General features: G+C 50.4%; 20 protein-coding genes and 1 pseudogene. All 21 read left to right on the forward strand.

Annotated elements, in window-relative coordinates:
- Window positions 1-178 precede the first annotated feature (178 nt).
- The gene (locus G4C92_RS07590) at window positions 179-1,381 is read left to right on the forward strand and encodes an IS110 family RNA-guided transposase (RefSeq protein ID WP_274941978.1); all 1,203 of its coding nucleotides are present in this window, start codon (window positions 179-181) and stop codon (window positions 1,379-1,381) included.
- Between the two features lie 156 nt (window positions 1,382-1,537).
- Entirely contained in the window at window positions 1,538-1,864 is a 327-nt protein-coding gene (locus tag G4C92_RS07595) for a hypothetical protein (protein ID WP_274941937.1), read from the forward strand.
- A complete protein-coding gene (locus G4C92_RS07600) occupies window positions 1,854-2,099 on the forward strand; it encodes a hypothetical protein (protein ID WP_274941938.1) in 246 nt (81 codons plus the stop codon). The genes G4C92_RS07595 and G4C92_RS07600 overlap by 11 nt, the downstream gene beginning before the upstream one ends.
- The gene (locus G4C92_RS07605; protein WP_274941939.1) at window positions 2,089-2,970 is read left to right on the forward strand and encodes a DUF6017 domain-containing protein; all 882 of its coding nucleotides are present in this window, start codon (window positions 2,089-2,091) and stop codon (window positions 2,968-2,970) included. Before G4C92_RS07600 ends, G4C92_RS07605 begins: the two co-directional genes overlap by 11 nt.
- Window positions 2,971-2,984: 14 nt before the next feature.
- Window positions 2,985-3,812: a ParA family protein gene (locus tag G4C92_RS07610; RefSeq protein WP_274941940.1), complete on the forward strand. Its 828-nt coding sequence runs from the start codon at window positions 2,985-2,987 to the stop codon at window positions 3,810-3,812.
- A complete protein-coding gene (locus G4C92_RS07615) occupies window positions 3,769-4,704 on the forward strand; it encodes a ParB/RepB/Spo0J family partition protein (RefSeq protein WP_274941941.1) in 936 nt (311 codons plus the stop codon). Before G4C92_RS07610 ends, G4C92_RS07615 begins: the two co-directional genes overlap by 44 nt.
- Window positions 4,668-5,258 carry a LytTR family DNA-binding domain-containing protein gene (locus G4C92_RS07620; protein WP_274941942.1) on the forward strand — a complete coding sequence of 197 codons (591 nt, stop codon included), beginning with the start codon at window positions 4,668-4,670 and terminating at the stop codon, window positions 5,256-5,258. Before G4C92_RS07615 ends, G4C92_RS07620 begins: the two co-directional genes overlap by 37 nt.
- A 12-nt stretch (window positions 5,259-5,270) precedes the next feature.
- Window positions 5,271-5,705, forward strand: coding sequence for a DUF3021 domain-containing protein (locus G4C92_RS07625; RefSeq protein WP_274941943.1), 435 nt, complete (start codon window positions 5,271-5,273; stop codon window positions 5,703-5,705).
- A gap of 146 nt (window positions 5,706-5,851) precedes the next feature.
- Complete coding sequence (locus tag G4C92_RS07630; RefSeq protein WP_274941944.1) at window positions 5,852-6,583, forward strand: hypothetical protein; 732 nt, start codon at window positions 5,852-5,854, stop codon at window positions 6,581-6,583.
- Between the two features lie 12 nt (window positions 6,584-6,595).
- The gene (locus G4C92_RS07635; protein WP_274941945.1) at window positions 6,596-8,068 is read left to right on the forward strand and encodes a DUF5688 family protein; all 1,473 of its coding nucleotides are present in this window, start codon (window positions 6,596-6,598) and stop codon (window positions 8,066-8,068) included.
- Window positions 8,069-8,141: 73 nt separating this feature from the next.
- A complete protein-coding gene (locus G4C92_RS07640) occupies window positions 8,142-8,636 on the forward strand; it encodes a PcfB family protein (protein ID WP_274941946.1) in 495 nt (164 codons plus the stop codon).
- Window positions 8,633-8,947 (forward strand): hypothetical protein, encoded by a 315-nt coding sequence (locus G4C92_RS07645; protein ID WP_274941947.1) that lies wholly within the window; start codon window positions 8,633-8,635, stop codon window positions 8,945-8,947. The genes G4C92_RS07640 and G4C92_RS07645 overlap by 4 nt, the downstream gene beginning before the upstream one ends.
- Before the next feature lie 47 nt (window positions 8,948-8,994).
- Window positions 8,995-10,845 carry a recombinase family protein gene (locus tag G4C92_RS07650; RefSeq protein ID WP_015572847.1) on the forward strand — a complete coding sequence of 617 codons (1,851 nt, stop codon included), beginning with the start codon at window positions 8,995-8,997 and terminating at the stop codon, window positions 10,843-10,845.
- Between the two features lie 78 nt (window positions 10,846-10,923).
- A complete protein-coding gene (locus G4C92_RS07655; RefSeq protein WP_002584971.1) occupies window positions 10,924-11,139 on the forward strand; it encodes a transposon-encoded TnpW family protein in 216 nt (71 codons plus the stop codon).
- A 134-nt stretch (window positions 11,140-11,273) separates the two neighbouring features.
- Window positions 11,274-11,576, forward strand: coding sequence for a hypothetical protein (locus G4C92_RS07660; protein ID WP_002584970.1), 303 nt, complete (start codon window positions 11,274-11,276; stop codon window positions 11,574-11,576).
- Between the two features lie 168 nt (window positions 11,577-11,744).
- Window positions 11,745-12,578, forward strand: coding sequence for a methyltransferase domain-containing protein (locus tag G4C92_RS07665; RefSeq protein WP_002584969.1), 834 nt, complete (start codon window positions 11,745-11,747; stop codon window positions 12,576-12,578).
- Between the two features lie 121 nt (window positions 12,579-12,699).
- Window positions 12,700-13,005: a DUF3847 domain-containing protein gene (locus G4C92_RS07670; protein ID WP_002584968.1), complete on the forward strand. Its 306-nt coding sequence runs from the start codon at window positions 12,700-12,702 to the stop codon at window positions 13,003-13,005.
- 239 nt (window positions 13,006-13,244) lie between these two features.
- The gene (mobQ, locus tag G4C92_RS07675) at window positions 13,245-14,759 is read left to right on the forward strand and encodes a MobQ family relaxase (RefSeq protein WP_131743550.1); all 1,515 of its coding nucleotides are present in this window, start codon (window positions 13,245-13,247) and stop codon (window positions 14,757-14,759) included.
- A 14-nt stretch (window positions 14,760-14,773) separates the two neighbouring features.
- Window positions 14,774-16,675 (forward strand): AAA family ATPase, encoded by a 1,902-nt coding sequence (locus G4C92_RS07680; protein ID WP_002584966.1) that lies wholly within the window; start codon window positions 14,774-14,776, stop codon window positions 16,673-16,675.
- Window positions 16,676-16,761: 86 nt separating this feature from the next.
- Window positions 16,762-17,097: pseudogene (locus G4C92_RS07685) on the forward strand (type IV secretory system conjugative DNA transfer family protein); the annotation flags it as partial.
- A gap of 688 nt (window positions 17,098-17,785) precedes the next feature.
- Window positions 17,786-19,657 (forward strand): group II intron reverse transcriptase/maturase, encoded by a 1,872-nt coding sequence (ltrA, locus tag G4C92_RS07690; protein ID WP_330654844.1) that lies wholly within the window; start codon window positions 17,786-17,788, stop codon window positions 19,655-19,657.
- Window positions 19,658-19,757 lie beyond the last annotated feature (100 nt).

Below are 19,757 nucleotides of genomic sequence, written 5' to 3' on the forward strand. Positions count from 1 at the left end.
TAATTGGTCTGACGTGGGGCTTTTTGGGTCGTAGCATCCGTCATAGAAACCGTCAACCAACCCCTTATTATAAGCATTCGATTAAGCAGGTCGGGATCCGCTCCCGCGTAACCAACTAAACTGAATGGTAATAAGTGCGGCTGGAACAATTACGAATATCAGTTTTAGGAGGTTCAGGGTGATAAGCGTAGGAGTGGATGTATCTAAAGGGAAGAGCACTGTTTGTGTTCTTAAGCCTTATGGTGAGATTGTGTGCAGCCCATTCGAGGTGCTACATGTGGAGAAAGAACTGGAAAGCCTTGACAGCCTGTTGCAGAAGCTGGATGGAGAAATCCGGGTTGTGATGGAAGCAACGGGCATTTACCACTTGCCGATTCTATTATTCCTTCAAGAGAAAGGCTATTTTGTCTCTGTAGTGAATCCTTATGCAATGAAGAAATATGCGAAGGACAACAGCATCAGGGGAGCCAAGACAGATCGTCTCGATTCAGTCATGATTGCGCATTACGGTATAGAAAAGTGGTTCAAGTTACAAAAGTATGATAGTGACGAAGAACTTTATGCTGAGCTTAAGCTCCTGGGTCGTCGGTACTGCTACTATATGGAACTCCATGTGAAAGCACTGCAAGAGCTGACGCATATCCTGGATTACGTGATGCCGGGTATAAAAAAACTATTCAACAGCTGGGATGAAGCCAGTGGCAAGGACAAACTCAGTGACTTTGTGGAGCGCTTCTGGCACTTTGACCTGATCACATCCATGAGTCTTGATGAATTTGTCGACGAATACCTGATCTGGGCAGAAGAAAAGAAATACCACCGGAGCAGATCAAAGGCCGAAACAGTCTATGAACTGGCATCTGGTGGTATCTCCACACTGTCTTCCAGTACCCCATCGACCAAAATGCTGGTACAGGAAGCCGTAACAGTATTGAGAGCTGTGGATAACTCTCTGTCTCTGATTTTATCACGAATGCAGGAGCTTGCTAAGTCATTACCCGAATATTCAACAGTACGGGCAATGGGAGGCGTCGGAGATGTCCTTGCTCCAAAGTTAATTGCTGAGATCGGTGATGTTCGGCGCCTTCATAGTGCAAAGGCGCTTATCGCGTGGGCCGGAATAGATCCTCCACCGTATGAATCCGGCCAGTTTGTTGGCTCCAGGCGCAAGATAACAAAACGAGGTTCATCTACTCTTCGGAAGGTCGGATATGAAGTCATGAGGGTGCTTAAGAGTCATAAGGCTCCAAAAGACGATGCTGTTTATAACTATATCCTGAAAAAGGAACGAGAAGGTAAAGACAAAAAGCACGCAAAGATTGCTGGATTAAATAAGTTCTTGAGAATCTATTACGCAAGAGTAATGGAAGTCTATCAATAGCGAATGATCAGAGCAGGTCCTGCCAGGCCGGGTTATTATTCCGGCCTTATTGTTGTACACAAAAATCAAATCATGAGAAATATAAAAACCTGCTGAAAAGCTCTTGACTTTTGTTAGCAGGTTTCTTTTGGATTTTTAAGAAGATGGAGGTATCAGATGGGAACAAGACAGAAACTGCAGAGAAAAACTATTATGATCGACGGCGTTCGCTATTACGCAGATCGGCCGCATGACTGCAGGAAGTGCTTCTTCTGGAAGAACCGGAAGGTCGGCTGCACGCTCGGCAGGGAGAACTGCTATTACCTGGCTGAAGTCATAAAGACCGAGCAGGAAAAGAAATGCGAGAACTGTCCTTATGCCAAAGGCCAGCCCTGTGTCACGGCGAGCTGCTATAAGGATCTGGAGCACTGGCTTCAGGAACGCCGTGCCAGAGCCGAGAAGCTGATGATGAAGGAAGAAAGGAGTTCAGCCTATGTCGGATAAAGATCTGCAGAGATATCGTCACTATGAATCGATGATTAAGAAAGCACGGAAAACAGGGATCGGTGAGAAACCGCCCAGCTGTGCGAAGTGCCAGTATTATCAGCCGGACTTCAAGTACAGGAAATGCCTGTATGCCAGATGTCCTTACCAGAGGGATGCGGAGATCTTCCGCAAGAGACCGTTGAAGAAGGACAAGATTCCGGGACCGGAGGTGGTGAAGATGGATGATGTATGACTATTTCTATGGCATTCAGGCCGAACAGTTCTCCTTCTACCGGATCCCGAAGTTGCTGTTCACGCACCCTTCCTTCAAAGGGATGTCAACGGAGGCGAAGACCTTATACGGAATCCTTCTGGACCGCATGAACCTGTCGGCAAAGAATAACTGGATCGATGAGGAAGGCCGTGTGTATATCATTTTTACGGTCGATGAGATCATGGAAGCGCTTGGATGTGCCGAGCAGAAGGCCATCAAGCTGCTGTCTGAACTGGATACGAAAGCCGGTCTGATCGAAAGAAAGCGGCAGGGACTCGGAAAACCGAACCTGATCTATGTGAAAAACTTCATCACAGGGCTTCCGGAATCACAATTCAAGAACTGTGAAAATCACAATTCTGGAGCAATGAAAATCACAATTCAAGAACTTCTAAAATCACAAGGTAATAATACTGATATTAATAATACTGAGATGAGTGATACTGATCTATTCTTTTCCGCAGACAGCAGATCAGAAGAGATGAGAACAAGAGCCTCCTATGAGGAATATTTCAGAGATGCTCTTGAGATCGATTTTCTGAAGCAGAACAATCCCAGTGAGCGGGATACGCTGGACGGTATTCTGGATCTGATCGTGGATACCTGCTGTGCCAATAAGCCATGGATCCTGATCAGCGGAGACAAGAAGCCGATTGAAGTGGTAAAAAGCCGGTTCATGAAGCTGAATTCCAGCCATATCGAGTATGTCCTGAAGTGCCTGTCCGAAAATACGACCCGGATCCGGAACGTGAATCAGTATCTGCTTGCCACTCTGTTTAATGCTACAACGACGATCAGCCCTTATTACCGGTCCTGGGTGAACAATGACATGGCTAACGGCCTTGTGTAGGAGGTGATGCAAAAATGCCAAATAAAGCGACGGTCCTTTGCTGCGGAAATCAGAAGGGCGGCGTCGGTAAGACTTTTACAGCGGAGAATCTGGGTGTCGGCCTGGCGCAGGAAGGGAAAAAGGTGCTTCTCGTGGACATGGATCCGCAGGCCTCCCTTACCATCAGCCTTGGCCATCCGAGGCCGGATGAACTGCCGGTCACGATCTCCGATATGATGCAGAAAGTGATCATGGATGAGGAAATACAGCCCCGCGAAGGAATCCTGACGCATCCGGAAGGCGTGGATTTGATGCCGGCGAGCATTTCCCTGTCCGGTCTGGAGGTCTCTCTGGTCAATGCCATGAGCCGCGAATCCATTCTGAAGCAGTACCTGGAGCCATTAAAGAAAGAATACGACTTTATCATTCTGGACTGCATGCCATCCCTTGGTATGCTGACAGTCAATGCCCTGGCAGCTTCCGACCAGCTGATCGTCCCTGTCCAGACCCAGTACCTGTCTGCCAAAGGTCTGGAGCAGCTGCTTCAGACGGTCAATAAGGTGAAGCGGCAGATCAATCCGAAGCTGCGGATCGAAGGGATCCTGCTGACGATGGTCGATGCAAGGACCAATAATGCAAAAGAGATCGCCGTTCTGATCCGTGAAACGTACGGCAGCCGGCTGAAGGTGTTTGATGTTGAGATCCCGAGATCTGTCCGGGCGGCGGAGATCAGCGCAGAGGGTAAGAGCATCTTCGCCCATGATCCCGGAGGTAAGGTGACTGCAGCCTACAGAGAACTGACGAAGGAGGTGATCCGCGATGCCGAAAAGAGGCGCAAACATCAGCTTGAGCAGCTACGATGATATCTTTGAGACCGATGAAAGCCGAGCCGATGCCCAGCTGGAGCGGGTCCAGAAAATCCCGATCAGCGAACTGGTGCCCTTTAAGGACCATCCTTTCAAGGTGGTAGATGATGAGGCGATGCTGAGGACCACGGAAAGCATCGCACAGTACGGTGTTCTGACGCCGCTGATCGCAAGGCCGCTGGAAGACGGAACCTATGAGATCATCTCCGGTCACCGAAGAGTCCATGCCGCACAGGCTGCAGGCCTCACTGAAGTGCCGGTCATTGTCCGGGGTATGGATGATGACGCTGCAACAGTGCTGATGGTCGATTCCAATCTGCAGAGGGAGCATATCCTGCCGAGTGAGCGGGCATTTGCTTATAAGATGAAAATGGAGGCTATCGGGAGACAAGGCGCGAGAACTGATTTGACTTGTGGCCAAGTTGGCCACAGGTCGACGGGTGTCAAAACAAGAGATTTAATTGCGGAACAATCTGGAGATAGCGCAAGGAATATCCAGCGCTATATCCGCCTCACCTATCTGATCCCCGAACTCCTTGACTTTGTCGATGAAAAGAAGATCTCCTTCAACCCGGCAGTCGAGCTCTCCTACCTGAAGCCCACCGAGCAGGAAATGTTCCTGTCCGTCATGGAATGGTCGCAGAATGCGCCATCCCTTTCACAGGCCCAGCGCCTGAAAAAACTTAGTCAGGAAGGGAAACTCACTCCGGACACCATGCGTGAGATCATGAATGAAGTAAAGAAAGGGGATCTGGAACGGGTAACCTTCCGAAACGAAACACTTAGAAAGTATTTCCCGCGTTCCTATACCGCACAGCAGATGCAGGACCAGATCATTAAGCTTCTGGAACAATGGCAGAAGCGAAAACAGCGGGACCAGGAACGGTAAAGGGACTCTTAATGCATTTCACCGCCTGTATTTTGCCACTTACCGTAAATGCTGAGACAACCTTTTCAATATCATGTATGATGACATCATCAAAGAGAAAGAAAGGGGGCTGGGGCATGAAGGTAAGTGTAGATATCTCCGCTGAATACAAAGAGCCATACGCAGTGATCTATACCGATAAAGTAACAGATGAGATCCAGCGAATGATCGATATATTCAGCACGAGCGAAACGCCCATAACTGCCCTGCAGAATGAGGAAAATCTGATCGTTCTGCAGCCTAAGGAAATATTCATGGTACGGGTAGAGGACGGCGACACGATCATTTATGGAGAAAAGAATAAATATCGTTCGCGAAAAAGACTCTATGAGATCGGCCAGCAATTAGGGAAGCAGTTTATGCAGATATCCAAAACAACATTGATCAATCTGTCTTATATGGACAGTATAGAGCCCGGATTCAGCGGAACACTTTTATTAAAGCTGAAGAATGGCTGCAAGGATTATGTGTCGAGGAAATATTTGCCGGAGTTAAAAAAATATCTCGGATTATAGGAGGCGGAAGCAATGAGAGAAACAGTGAAAGATCTGTTAAAAAGTACGGTTATCAGCATCGGGATGGCCATGACGATATTTTGCCTGTCCGGCGTGGTATTTGATATCCAGAACAAAGGACTTTTCAGTTTGGATCAGTATCGTTTTACAAAGATGATCGCGGGATGTGTCCTGGTAGGACTGGGGTTTGGCATTCCTTCGATCGTATACAGAAAAGATAATCTTCCGATGCCGATCAGGGTGATCATTCATATGGGGATCGGATGCGTAGTTTATACGGTCGTTGCCTATGCCGTTGGCTGGATGGGCGGAGCGGCATCGCTCGGAAAGGGGATCCTGATTGCGGCAATACAGCTTGTACCGGCATTTATTATCTGGTTCCTGTTCATGAAACATTATCGCGCAGAGGCGAAAAGAATGAATGACAGGATACAGGCAATGAAATAAAATCCAGGCAGAAAGAGAACATCGGTTATATGACCGGTGTTTTCTTTAACCATGAAATCAGAATCATGTAAATGCAGACAGACGTTCTCCATGCGGGAATGTCTTTTTTTATGCTAAATATGAAAGGAAAACAGACTATGTCAAAGATGAAAGCAACCGATAAGCAGGCTATGGAGATCCTTAAGAAGCTGGATGAACTGATCGATTTCTCCGTCGATCTGGAAACCAATCTCGATGAGAGCGAGAGCATTGAGGAAGTGCTTCTCTGCCTGGAAGATACGATCGATGAATTCTGCAGTGCGGTCGAGGTGATCGAGGCGATCCGCGAGTTCCTGATCGAAGTGGAAAACCTTGATGAGGACGAATCCGATGAAGCGGATGAGGAAGAATGCACCTGCTGTGCACCGCCTGAGCTTCGGGATGAGCTGATCCGCATCGCCCAGAGCATGCAGGCTTATGAGCGTATGGCTGCAGAAAAGCGCAGATCGGACAAAGCTTCAAAGAGAAACGCCATGCCGGAGATCCCGGTTCCTGAAGAGGATTCCGTAGCACTGCTTTTCTATGATGCCGGAGATTACAGGGTCTTCCCCTTTGAGCATGTTCTCCGCATCTGTCCCTGGCTGAATGAGCACAGCGTCATGCGGGCGATCCCGGGCGTCAAAGATCTCTATTATCTCTATGAGGAAGACACAGAGATCAAGACAGAAAGCGGACTTTATCTGGTCGGTCCCATCGTTGTGATCCGGCTGAATGCAGACCATTTCCTTATTACGCCGGATGCGCTGGACCGCCACCGCGTCCGCAAATTTATGAGAGACAACACAGAAACCATCGATTTTGAGGAAGGCGCCAGTTATCCGGCGCTTCGTTTCATTTAAGGAGGAAAAACCATGGATTATGAACAGTTTTTGGAGCAGGTAAAAGCAGACCTTCGGGAGCAGTTCCCCTATATGAACGTGGAGATCCGCAATGTTGAAAAATTGCAGGGGCAGTCTTATACCGGTATCTCCATCGCGCCGGAAGGCAGCAATACCGGTGCTACGCTGGACCTGCGTTCGGAATTTCAGCTTGTGCAGGAGGAAATGATCCCGATGAAGGTAGCATTTGCCCGAATCGAAAGAATCGCAGCTGACGCCCTGGAGCAGATCCCGCAGGTGGATCCGATGGCTTTGCAGGATTACGAGCAGATGAAACACACCCTGATCATGCAGGCCGTACCGGTCGGACCGAACCGTGCGCTGCTTGAGACAATCCCGCACAGGACGATGGAAGACATCGCGATCGTCTACCGTTTTCAGCTGGAGCACAGGGAAAATGCGGACGCCACCGTGCTGGTCACCAACCAGATGCTGCAGAATTACGGGATCACCGCAGAACAGCTGATGGCAGATGCCTCTATATCCGCGCCGCAGAGAAATCCGGTCTCTCTCCGCTCTCTGGCAGAGGTCCTTTCGGAAATGAGCGGCGGCATGATCCCGCCGGAGGATGTCGGAGCTCCGCCGCTTATGGTTGCTACGGTTCCCGGCGCAGTCAATGGAGCCGGTGTCATGGGCTATCCGGACTTCTTTAAGGACGCTGCGGAACAGATCGGCGGCAGCTATTTCATCCTTCCCTCGTCTGTCCATGAGATCCTGCTTCTTGCAGATGACGGCAGCATGAGCGCACAGGAACTGAGCGCCATGGTCTCTGCTGTCAATTCACAGGAGGTCATGCCGGAAGAACAGCTTGGCAGTGAAGCCTATCATTACGATGCCCAGGCTCAGGTCTTTGAGAAGGCGTCTGCCTATGAGGAAAGGATCATGGAAGATCGTGAAATGATCGCGGATGCCATGCCGGGTGTCATTCACGAGGGATCTGTAGCTTATACGGCTGAGACTGTCCCCGAGACGATCTCTGTTCTCATGGTGGAGCCGGGGAAATATCCCAGAGAGATCGAGATCGGCACCGAACTGGAAGATCTGCAGTCAGCCGTCGGCGGCAATATCGAAGTCATTTATCCGTTTGAAGACCAGGTGGGTCTCGTCATGAATGAAGAGGGCAAGATAAACGGACTTCCGCTCAACCGATCTTTGCGTGATGAAAACGGAGAAATCATGGACGTGATCGCCGGACCCTTTATAGTCACCGGCCTGATTGAGGAAAGCTTCGAATCTCTTACACCTGATCAGATGAAGACTTATGGAGAAATGTTCCACACTCCGGAGGTTTTCATGAAGATGGGACGCGGGATCATGGCACTGCCTCTTCCCGAGGAAAAAGTGGAAAAACCGGAAAAAGCTGCTGATAAAGCCCAGGCGAAGGATACCCAGAAGAAGGAACCGAAGGCAAAACGCAGAAAGACGCCGGATCACAGTGACCGGTGATCTCTGTACAGCATATGGAGCCGGTCTATCAACAGCCGGCTCCGTCAAATATAACGAATGGAGGTGGTGATTCTTGCAGGAAGAGATAGAAAACAGGACCGTGAACCTGATGATCACAACGACAAGACTGACTGCCAGAGCACTGATCTCCGGTTATCACAAGTTTGAAGAGCGGCGTAAACAGCGGGCAGCAGCGAGATCCGCCAGAAAAAGCCAGAAGCCGACCGGCAAACAGACGGTCAAGCGGCTGATCGGACAGAACCAGGGCGTCAGCAGTATTGATATCGCCAAGACAGACCTGAAAGGATTTGAGAAATACGCCAGGACCTACGGCGTAGACTATGCCATCACCAAGGATAAGTCCGGCGATGTTCCAAAGTACCTCTGCTTCTTCAAGGCACGGGATGCCGATGCCATGACAGCCGCATTCAATGCCTATTCCGCAGAAGTCCTGAAAAGGCAGAAGGCTCCGAGTGTGCTGAAGCAGCTGGCAAAACTGAAGGCCTATGTGAAGGCGCTTCCGGTCAAGACCAGGACAAAGGAGAAAGAGAGGGATCTGAACCGATGAAGGTTGATACTAAACGCCTGAAAAAGACCATGTTCCTCTCCCTTCCCTACGTTATCTTCGGCCTCATCTGTACGAATATCGGTGAGGCCTGGAGACTGGCAGAAGGCGCGGACTATTCCGCAAAGGTGCTTTCCTTCTTTTCGACGATCGGTATTGCTTTCGGGAATCCCCTGCCGAGTTTCTATCCCGTGGATCTTCTGACCGGCCTGATCGGCGGCGCTGGTCTCAGGCTTGCTGTCTTCATCAAGAGCCAGAACAAGAAGAATTATAAGCAGGGCGTTGAGTACGGGTCAGCCCGCTGGAGTGCATAATTTTAAGTGTAAAGGAAGCCTATATGGACGCACAGGAGGTTATGCACATGACTGATTATAGTAAAATTACAGCCCTTTACTCCCGCCTTTCCGTGGGCGACGAGGACAGGGACGGCGGTGAGAGTAACTCGATACAGAACCAAAAAATCTTTTTGGAGAACTACGCCAGAGGGCAGCACTTAACCAATATCCGGCACTACATTGACGATGACGAAAGCGGCAGATTTTTTGACCGTTCTGCCTACTCCCGCATGATGGACGATGTAGAGAACGGGAAAATCGGTGTCTGCATTATGAAAGACCTGACACGCTGGGGGCGTGACTATCTCCAAGTCGGCAATGCGATGGAGATATTCAGACGGAACAATGTGCGCTTTATCGCAGTCAACAACGGGATAGACAGCGAAAAGCCCGATACATTGGAGTTTGCGCCCTTTATCAACATCATGTCGGAGTGGTACGCAAAGGACATCAGCAAGAAAGTAAAGACCGGCATTAAGACGAAGGGCATGAGTGGAAAGCCGATTGCCACCGAAGCCCCCTATGGCTATGTCAAATCCCCGGACAACAAGGATTTTTGGATTATCGACGAGGAAGCCGCCGGAGTTGTTCGTTTGATTTTTCGCCTGTTTCTGGACGGAAAAAACCGAAACCAAATTGCCGTATATCTCACGCAGGCGCAAATCCCAACGCCCACATTCTACATGAAAGAGCGCGGGCGGGGAACCTGTAAAAACAGGGCGCTCAATGAGGCCAACCGCTATAAGTGGAACAAAGCCACCCTGACCCATATCCTCACACGGCAGGAGTATTGCGGTGATGTTGTCAACTTCAAGACCACAAAGCACTTCCGCGACAAGCGGAACCACTATGTAGACCGGAGCCAATGGCAGATAACCGAAAATGTGCATGAGCCGATTATTGACCGCACCGACTTTGAAACCGTACAGCGGATTTTGGAAAATGCGCCCGTCAAACGCCCCAACGGGGACGGGGAAATCCACCCTTTGTCGGGCTTGCTTTTCTGTAAGGATTGCGGTGCGAAAATGCACATTCGCATAGATTATCGGAATGGCGGCAAGCGTCATGTTGCCTATTGCAGCGAGTACCACAAGGGAAAAGCCAAAAACCCCAAATGCAATTCCCCGCACATCATTGACGCGGATTTGCTCATGCAGACCATCGCGGAAGTGCTGAAGAAAATCGAGGACTATTCTATCAGCAACTGGGCGGAATTTGAAGCCTTAGTGAAAAAGAACCTTGCCATGCAGCAGACCGACAAGACCAAGAAACAGCAGAAGCGTATCCCGCAAATCACGACGCGCCTTGAACAGATTGACAAGGTGCTGAACAAGCTCTATGAGGACAACGCCCTCGGCACGATCCCGCAAGACCGCTATGAGCAAATGTCGCAGAAGTATTCAGAAGAATACTATGCGCTGAAAGCGGAGCTTGCCGAGCTGCAAGAGCAGCTATCCGCTTTTGAGAACGCGGGCGGACGGGCGCAGAAGTTTTTGAAGCTGACGGAACGCTACGCTGCCTTTACCGACCTGACCCCCGCCATTCTCAACGAGTTTATCAGCCGGATTGAAGTGCATGAGCGCGACAAGAAAAGGGCAAAACAAGCCATTCAGCACATCGGGATATATTTCAACTATATCGGCAAATTTGAGAACGAAGTGACACAGCTTACAGAGCCAACGGAGCAGGAAATCCGGCAAATGCGGGAGGAAATCGAAGAAGCCAAAAAGGAAAAGAGCCGCGCCTATCACCGGCAGTATTCAAGGGAGTACCGGGCGCGAAACCTTGAAAAGCAGCGGGAGTATGACCGTATCAAGGCGCGGGAATACCGGGCAAGGAGAAAGGCGCAGACCGCCGCCGCACAGCCCGCACAGTAAAACAGAATAACCGACAACCAAGAGGGATTTTCCGGCTACGGGAAGTCCCTCTTTTGCGCCCGGAGAAAGGAGCCGCCTATGACAGAACAGAACGGGACGCCCACCGCGCCCCGGAACCCCGACAGTATTATCACGACGCAGAGAAACGGGCAGACTATTGTTGCGGAGTTATTTTTCAATCACAGCAGCACAGAAACATTCCGCGACAAGCTGCTCAAGACGATACTTGCCGACAGTTCGTGTTTATCTGCGTCTGACGGTCAAGAGCCGGAAAAATCGGAAATCTTGCGATAACAGCCGCCCCGACGATACATTCCACGTCCGGGCGGTTTTTATCGTCAAAAACGCCGTTTTCTCCAAGTCAAGAGCCGGAGAAAACACCCGAAAAATGCCCCTATTGCGTAACAGGGGCACAGAAAGGAGTTTGCATGAGAACAGGGCTTACCAAGCAGGAAAAGACCACCGATATTTGGTTTGACGAGAAAGACCCCCTTATCCATATCCGCACCCACAACACCGCCTTGAAAAAGCGTCTGCTTGCATACAGCCGCCGTTATCCGGCGATCTGCCAGCAGACTGACGCAGACCCGGAAACGGGCTGCATGGAGTTTGACATTGAGAAAGGCCGCTTCTCTTTCCGTCTGACCGCCCCATACAGCGAGGAACGGCGGGCGGTATGCCAGAGAGAGCAACGTCGCCGACAGGCTGAAATAGAGTTGAAATGTTCATAGTTTTGTGCTATACTTTTTCTAAAAGCAGAGTAATACTGCGGAATTGATTGGAGGACAACACAATGGTTACATTTATGAGATTAAGATAAAACCGCGAGTTATGTTGCGGTTATCCGTATTGCATAACTCGCTTATTGAAGCAGAGATGTAATTACGGAGGAAAAACAAATGAATAATAATTTATCACGCTTTGCAGACAGCAAGGTTTATTTTCAATGCCCAATTTGCACAAAATCAATGGATATACAAGGCAATAGCCTAATTTGTAGACATGGACATTGCTTTGATATTTCAAGATATGGGTATGTAAATTTGTTGTTAAAATCATCGCCCAAAACCAACTACAGCAAGCGGTCTTTTGACAACCGGCACCAAATTTTGGAGTATGGCATGTATGATGTTGTGTTGGAGAAAATCATACAGTTTATTTCTGATACGCCATCTATAAGAAACATTTTAGATGTTGGTTGCGGCGAGGGTTTCTATGCAAGGCAGATACAGCAAAGAACAGAACGAAACATCTTTGCCTTTGACTTGTCAAGGGAGGCAATACAGATTGCATCAAAAAAAGACAAGCGCAAAGCAGTGAAGTGGTTTGTTACTGACTTATCAAAAATCCCTTTGAAAGACGGAAGTATGGATTGTATTTTAGACATATTTTCGCCTGCACACTACAAAGAATTTCAGCGATTGCTATCTCCTAACGGATATGTTGTGAAAGTAATTCCTACGAAAAATCATTTGAGGGAAATCAGGACTAAAGTGCAAGCACACTTGAAAAATCCAGATTATTCAAATGAGTCTGTCGTTGAATATTTTGAGAAATATCTTAAAACCATTTCAAGAGAAACGGTTTCAGCCACCGTACAGTTGTCATCAGAACAAAGAATGTCGTTTATTGAAATGACGCCGCTTCTCTTTTGCGTTGAAAAAGATTGCGTTGATTGGCGTACTCTCACACATTTGACAATCGAAGCTGATGTTTTAATAGGAATGTATTAAAGGGCGTATTGATATTTAATATTCCCATTTATTGAGCAGAACGGAGTAAACCAAACACCCTAATCAAAAGGACAGCCGAGGAAATCGACTGTCCTTTTTCTATGCCGACAGGTAGAAAGGAGTGACCACCCATGACGAAACCGAGAGAAAAAAACGCGAGGAATTGCAAGCCGAGATTGAGGACGGGAAGAAGAAAATCCGGCAGCTTGAAAATCGGGAAAAGGTGTTGCGGCAAAAGTTATCCCAAGAGGAACGCAGGACGCGCAGCCATCGGCTGATCGTCCGGGGTGCGGTCTTTGAGAGCATTGTGCCAGAAGCAAAGACCATGACCGACGAAGAAGCCGCCGCCTTTCTCCGGCTTGCCCTGACGAGCGAGGAAGCGCGGGGCTATCTGAAAAAACGCACCGAGGGCGGGAAAAGCGAATAATCCCTTTGGTACAAAGGGCGCACTTATACACCCTTACGGGTGCGTGCGCTCTGCCGAGGGCTTGTCGGCACAGAGAGAAAGCCGCTTGCTTCCCTCTCTGACCGACATTGGCGGCTTTGCCGCAACAAGGGGCTGCACCCCTTGCGCCGCTTACGCGGCTATCCCTGCACACCCACAAAAACAGTATACCCGCCTTTGGCGTCTGTACCATTTTTGCGGGTTTTCATTTTATCCGGGAGGTGATACCCATAGCCATCTATCATTGTAATATCAGCATTGTCAGCCGGGGCAAGGGCAAATCAGCCGTTGCCGCAGCCGCCTACCGAAGCGGCGAAAAGCTGACAAATGAGTGGGACGGAATGACACACGACTACACCCGCAAAGGCGGTGTTGTCCATACGGAAATTATGCTGCCACCCCACGCCCCGCCCTCTTTCTCTGACCGTTCAACCTTGTGGAACAGCGTGGAGCTTTACGAGAAAGCCGGGAACGCCCAGCTTGCCAGAGAGATTGACGCGGCGCTCCCCATAGAGTTATCCAGAGAGGAACAAATCCGACTTGTCCGGGAATACTGTTCCTCTCAATTTGTTTCCAGAGGAATGTGCGTTGATTATGCCATTCACGACACCGGCAAGGGCAATCCCCATTGTCACATCATGCTTACCATGCGCCCCCTTGACGAGCGCGGCGCATGGGCGGCAAAGTCCCAAAAGGAATATGACCTTGATGAAAACGGCGAGCGTATCCGCTTGCCAAGCGGCAGATACAAGACGCACAAAGTTGACCTGACCGGCTGGAACGACAAGGGCAACGCCCTCTTGTGGCGTAAGGCATGGGCGGATATTTCAAACGCCTACCTTGAACGAGCCGGAAGCCCGGAGCGTATCGACCACCGCAGCAACGCCGAGCGCGGCATTGGCGAGATACCCACCGTCCACATGGGCGTGGCGGCTTGCCAGATGGAGAAGAAAGGTATTGCCACCGAGAAAGGCGAACTGAACCGGAATATCCAAAAGGCAAACCGCCTTATACGGGAAATCCGAGCGCAGATTGGAAAGCTCAAAGAATGGATTGCCGACCTGTTCAAAGCGTGGGAAACCGCCCCGGAACAGCCGCAACAATCCCCCGGCCTTGCAAATCTGCTGATGAAGTATTTGAGCGTTCAGAGAGAAAAGAGCCGGAAGTATTCGCAGCGTTGGCAACAACAGCACACAGCCGATGAACTGAAAACCATAGCGGCAGCGGTCAACTATCTGACCGAGCATGGTATCTCTACCCTTGATGAGCTGGACGCAGCCCTTTCCTCTGTCAGCGAACAGGCCGACACTATCCGGGCAGGAATGAAAACCGCCGAGGAACGCATGAAGAAGCTGCAAAAGCTGATTGAATACGGGAAGAACTACACCGAGTACAAGCCCGTTCACGATGAGCTGAAAAAGCTGCAAAACGGCTGGACAAACAAGCGCGACAAGTACGAGGAAGCCCACCGCGCCGAGTTGACCCTATGGAACGCAGCAAGCCGCTATCTCCATGCAAATCTGCCGAAAGGAACAAAGACCTTGCCTATTGCGGAATGGGAACAGGAATATGCCGACCTCAAAACACAGAGGGACAGCGATTATGCCAAACTGAAAGATACCCGCGCCGATGTTTCCGAACTTCAAAAAATCCGCAAATGCGTGGATATTGCACTCCGCGCCGACCAGCCGGAGCAGACACAGACCCGCACAAAGCGGCACGACATAGACCGATGAAAGGAGTGAGTTTTTTGTACTACACCCAAGAACAGATAGACCGGGCGAACCAAGCCGACCTTGTTTTGTTCCTGCAATCGCAGGGGGAACCGCTGGAACGCGCCGGACAGGAATACCGATGGAAACGGCACGACAGCTTGACCGTCCGGGGCAACAAGTGGTATCGCCACAGCCAGAGCAAGGGCGGCGGCCCCATTGATTTTGTCATGGAGTTTTTTGGCAAGAGTTTTACCGAAGCCGTTGAACTTCTCACAGGAGAAAAGGGAGCCGCACCGCCGCCGGATAGACCAAGCTCCGCGCCCCTCTCCGACTTCCGGCTACCGCCCCGCAGCCCCGACAACCGAACAGCGAGGAACTACCTCACAGCCGCCCGCCGCATTGATGAAGATGTGACGGGCTTTTTCTTTGCCAGCGGCGATATTTACGAGGACGCAGCCCACCACAACGCCGTATTTGTGGGGCGGGACGAGGACGGAATACCGCGCTACGCCCACAGCAAGGGAACGGCGGGAAACTTCCGCCTTGATGTGAAAGGCAGCGACAAAGCCTTTAACTTCTGCTACCGGGGCGAGGGCGAAAGAGTGTTTGTCTTTGAAGCCCCCGTTGACCTGCTTTCTTTCCTCTGCCTGTTCAAAAAGGATTGGCAGAAGCAAAGCTACCTGTCATTGGGCGGCGTGGGAGAAAAAGCCCTGCTCCGCTTTCTCTCTGACCGTCCGAACATCAAGACCGTTTATCTCTGCCTTGACAGCGACGAAGCCGGAAACGACGCTTGCAGCCGCCTTGTGAAGCTCATGCCGGAGGGCTACACCGTCCACCGGCTTATCCCTCTTTTCAAGGATTGGAACGAGGTATTGCAGCACCGGGCAGAAATCACAGACGGGAAGTATTTGCGAGAAGCGGTCTACGGCTTGAAAGAGCCGCCGCAGGAAGAAACCGTTGAGATTATCCGCATGAGCGAGGTGGACACGCAGACCGTCGAATGGTTATGGGAGCCGTATATCCCCTTTGGGAAAGTAACCATTGTGCAGGGCAACCCCGGCGAGGGCAAGACCACCTTTGCCCTACGCCTTGCCGCCGCTTGTACCAACCGCAAGCCGTTCCCCCACATGGCAGTGCATGAGCCGTTCAATGTGATTTACCAGACTGCCGAGGACGGTTTGGGCGACACCATCAAGCCCCGCCTTATGGAAGCCGAAGCAGACCTTGACCGCATTCTTGTCATTGACGAGAGCAAGCAGGGGCTTTCCCTGTCCGATGAGCGCATAGAGAGAGCTATCCGACAGACCGGGGCGCGGCTGATTATCCTTGACCCCATACAGGCGTATGTGGGCGAGAAAACCGACATGAACAAGGCCAACGAGATACGCCCCATGTTCCGCCGCCTTGCCGAGATTGCCGAGCGTACCGGGTGCGCCGTTATCCTAATCGGACACCTCAACAAAGCCGCCGGAGGACAGAGCGCCTACCGGGGTTTAGGCTCCATCGACTTCCGCGCCGCAGCAAGGAGCGTCCTGCTGATCGGGCGCGTGAAACGGGAACCGAATGTGCGCGTTATCGTCCATGACAAATCTTCTCTTGCGCCGGAGGGTAAGCCCATAGCCTTTTGCCTTGACCCGGAAACGGGCTTTTCGTGGATAGGCGAGTATGACATTACCGCCGACGAGCTGCTGTCCGGCGCGGGCGGCAACACCGCCACCAAGACCGAACAGGCGGAACGGCTGATACTTGACCTGCTTGCAGACGGGAAAGAGCTTGCCAGCGAGGACCTTGTAAAGGCCGCAGCCGAAGCCGGAATATCCGAGAGGACGGTACAGAACGCCAAGCGCAACATGGGCGGTGTTTTGGGCGCAAGGCGCGTCGGCGGTCAATGGTACAACTTCATCAAGAAGAAGCAGCCGCCCGAACCCGCAAGCTGAAAACGCAAAGTGCAGACCCTTTGCGCTTTGCACTTTCGCGCTTTCGCCTTGATTGTGCGTCAATAACTCCAAATAACACTTGACAAAACGCTTCATGGGGAACCCATGCGGATATCGAGCCATTCATGGATCCGAAGTTCGAGAACAACGTGATCCTCACCCGGACCGAGCGGCTGATGATGAGCAACCGGCCGAAGAACCCGGCCAACGCCCGAAATAAGAACGTCCTGATCGTCGGCGGATCCGGCAGCGGCAAGACCCGTTTCTGGATCAAGCCCAACCTTCTGCAGCTTCACAGTTCTTATGTTTTGACTGACCCGAAAGGTACGACCCTTATCGAGGTAGGCCATGCATTTGTGAGGGCAAAATACCGGATCAAGATCTTCAATACGATCAACTTCCAGAAGTCGATGCACTACAACCGTGCGACTTGTTCGCCGCCGAAAAAGCGGCGCACAGCGCTGTTTTTATTCAGTTCTGTGAACTGATAATTCAAGAGGTGGAATGAAGGGGTAACGCCCTGAAACGCCTCCCCTGATACTCCGGCATGCAGAGCGCAAACTCTGTATGAAGCTCGGTAAAGTCGGCAGAGAGATGCCGTAACAGGTTAAGCTGACGAAAGCTGTCCAGAGGTGGGCGGTGCATCCTATATGCCGGGGGTCTATAAGATACCCATGGTGAGAATGACAGAGATGTCTGACGAAACTCCCGAATGTAAAGGTCTATAAGTGCCACGCTCAGAAATGGGTGTGTGGGTTAAAGCCCAGGCAGTGCGGTTGAGTAGAAATGGTTGTTACGAAACGCCGTGGCACGTTACAGGCGTGTCCAAGCTGTCAGGCCCAGAGGGAACACCTAAAGGTATGTATGTACAGATAGAATTATCGGAACAAGGAAAGGCAGGAAGTCCATTGGATAATCCGACGAAGAATAATAAGCGGATGAATTCCTGCTGAAAAGCAGTGGTCGAACCGATGATACCGTCTGCGAAAAAGAGGACGGTTAGGAATGGCCACGAGTCAGGCAAAACGTCAGCAGTACACAACCACTATTCATGCAGTCGAGTAAGAAAAAGAAATTGTCGCTCGGTTTCATAGGAATGGGGTGATGTACATGGCACAGAAAGCTAAGAAGAAAAGCAAGATGCGCCATGCGGAATACTATGACATGCAGAAAACCTTTGACGATCTGTATGCCGACAGCAAAAACGGTGAAGTCTTCGGGAACCTGATGGAGATCATCAGTGCCCCGAACAACATCAAGCTGGCATTCAGAAATATCAAGGGCAATGATGGCAGTCATACCGCAGGCACGGATGGGCGGACAATCGAATCATTGGCAGTCATGCCAGAGGATAAGTTTGTAAAGCTCATTCAGAAACAGTTCAGGAGGTATGAGCCTAAGGCAGTAAGAAGAGTAGAAATACCGAAGCCAAACGGAAAGCTGAGGCCTCTGGGAATACCGTGTATTGTTGATCGAATAGTACAGCAATGTATCTTGCAGGTCATGGAGCCGATCTGCGAAGCAAAGTTCTATGAGCACTCTTATGGGTTCAGGCCGTGTCGGAGCGCAGAAAACGCGATTTCCTATGCGTACGGGCTCGCTCAGATGAACAAGCTTCACTATGTAGTCGATGTGGACGTTAAAGGATTCTTCGATAACGTCGATCACAAAAAGCTGCTTAGGCAGATATGGACTTTAGGTATACGGGACACCAAGTTGATTCAGATCATCAAGGCCATGCTGAAAGCACCTATCGAAATGCCCAACGGAGAAACTGTTCTCCCATCAAAAGGAACGCCGCAAGGCGGTATCCTTTCACCACTACTGGCAAACATTGTCCTCAATGAACTGGATTGGTGGATCGCCTCTCAGTGGGATGAAATGGTGGGGCACATGAAACATCCGTGTAAAGTGACCTATTATCCCAACGGCGCTGAGAAAAAGTGCAACAGCTATACAGCCTTGAAGAAAAGCAACCTCAAGGAGATGCGGATTGTCCGCTACGCGGATGATTTCAAAATATTTTGCAGAACCAAAGAGGATGCCGAGAAAACCTACCACGCAGTCAAGGACTGGCTGTGGAAGCGGCTTAAACTGGAAGTTTCTGACGAAAAGTCGAAAGTGACTAATCTCAGGAAACGTGACAGTGAGTTTCTGGGTTTTCGCATAAAACTGCGGCGCAAAGGTAACTCATGGGTGATAACTTCAAATATCTGCGATAAAGCTACCCAAAGGATCAGCAAGGAAATGGCTGAATCCGTAAGGGCGATACAAAGCAGTAAGACGGCTGAAGAAATAAGCCTGAATGTGGGGGACTACAACGCCAAAGTGATCGGAGTGCAGGACTACTACTGCATTGCGACAAGGATCAACTTGAATTTCAGCGATATCGCCCGTCCAATCAATGGACAGCTTCTCCATCGTATTGATGGAATCAAGAAACAGGGCGAAATCAAAAACAGATATCTGAGGAAACGGTACGGAAAATCGAAACAAATGCGATGGGTTGGAGAAACGCCGCTGGTTCCATTAGCCTACGTGCAGTTCAAGATTCCGATGCGGAAAAGTCGAAAGATTAACCCGTATACGCCTGAAGGTAGAGCGGAGATACACGATAATCTCAGGATTGACGTGAATTCGATGCTCTGGCTGATGCGGCATCCGATTCCGACCGAATCGGTGAGATACAACGACAACCGGGTCTCCCTTTATGCAGGACAGGACGGCAAATGTGCGATCACCGGGAAGGAACTGGATGTGTATACCTGTGTCTGCTACAGGAAAGTGAACGATTGTAAGAAGGGCAATGACAGCTACCAGAACCTGATGCTTCTTTCGCTGCAGGGATTGGCAATAGTCAGCTCGGATGACATGGCTTCTGTAGCGGCATTGGTGAAAGAATACTCTTTGAATGCCAAAGCTATTACCAAAGTGAACAAACTGCGCGCTACCGCAGGACTGCCGCTCTTGGCGGTAAAGTAGCAAACTTAGCCAATGTGAAAGAGTGATTGTGTATCACTGCTGAAACTATGCTTGATGGAACGCCGGATGCGGTGAAAGTCGCATGTCCGGTGTGAAGTGG

The sequence above is a fragment of the Chordicoccus furentiruminis genome (genome assembly GCF_019355395.1).
Classification (GTDB): Bacteria; Bacillota; Clostridia; order Lachnospirales; family Lachnospiraceae; genus Chordicoccus; species Chordicoccus furentiruminis.

What these genes read in the sequence shown, in the direction of transcription:
- G4C92_RS07655 (WP_002584971.1), top strand. Translation starts at nt 10,924, where the DNA reads ATGACAGAACAGAACGGGACGCCCACCGCGCCCCGGAACCCCGACAGT.
- G4C92_RS07605 (WP_274941939.1), top strand. Translation starts at nt 2,089, where the DNA reads ATGATGTATGACTATTTCTATGGCATTCAGGCCGAACAGTTCTCCTTC.
- G4C92_RS07635 (WP_274941945.1), top strand. Translation starts at nt 6,596, where the DNA reads ATGGATTATGAACAGTTTTTGGAGCAGGTAAAAGCAGACCTTCGGGAG.
- G4C92_RS07660 (WP_002584970.1), top strand. Translation starts at nt 11,274, where the DNA reads ATGAGAACAGGGCTTACCAAGCAGGAAAAGACCACCGATATTTGGTTT.
- ltrA (WP_330654844.1), top strand. Translation starts at nt 17,786, where the DNA reads ATGGCACAGAAAGCTAAGAAGAAAAGCAAGATGCGCCATGCGGAATAC.
- G4C92_RS07610 (WP_274941940.1), top strand. Translation starts at nt 2,985, where the DNA reads ATGCCAAATAAAGCGACGGTCCTTTGCTGCGGAAATCAGAAGGGCGGC.
- G4C92_RS07620 (WP_274941942.1), top strand. Translation starts at nt 4,668, where the DNA reads ATGGCAGAAGCGAAAACAGCGGGACCAGGAACGGTAAAGGGACTCTTA.
- G4C92_RS07600 (WP_274941938.1), top strand. Translation starts at nt 1,854, where the DNA reads ATGTCGGATAAAGATCTGCAGAGATATCGTCACTATGAATCGATGATT.
- G4C92_RS07615 (WP_274941941.1), top strand. Translation starts at nt 3,769, where the DNA reads ATGCCGAAAAGAGGCGCAAACATCAGCTTGAGCAGCTACGATGATATC.
- G4C92_RS07625 (WP_274941943.1), top strand. Translation starts at nt 5,271, where the DNA reads ATGAGAGAAACAGTGAAAGATCTGTTAAAAAGTACGGTTATCAGCATC.
- G4C92_RS07650 (WP_015572847.1), top strand. Translation starts at nt 8,995, where the DNA reads ATGACTGATTATAGTAAAATTACAGCCCTTTACTCCCGCCTTTCCGTG.
- G4C92_RS07645 (WP_274941947.1), top strand. Translation starts at nt 8,633, where the DNA reads ATGAAGGTTGATACTAAACGCCTGAAAAAGACCATGTTCCTCTCCCTT.
- G4C92_RS07630 (WP_274941944.1), top strand. Translation starts at nt 5,852, where the DNA reads ATGAAAGCAACCGATAAGCAGGCTATGGAGATCCTTAAGAAGCTGGAT.
- G4C92_RS07665 (WP_002584969.1), top strand. Translation starts at nt 11,745, where the DNA reads ATGAATAATAATTTATCACGCTTTGCAGACAGCAAGGTTTATTTTCAA.
- G4C92_RS07595 (WP_274941937.1), top strand. Translation starts at nt 1,538, where the DNA reads ATGGGAACAAGACAGAAACTGCAGAGAAAAACTATTATGATCGACGGC.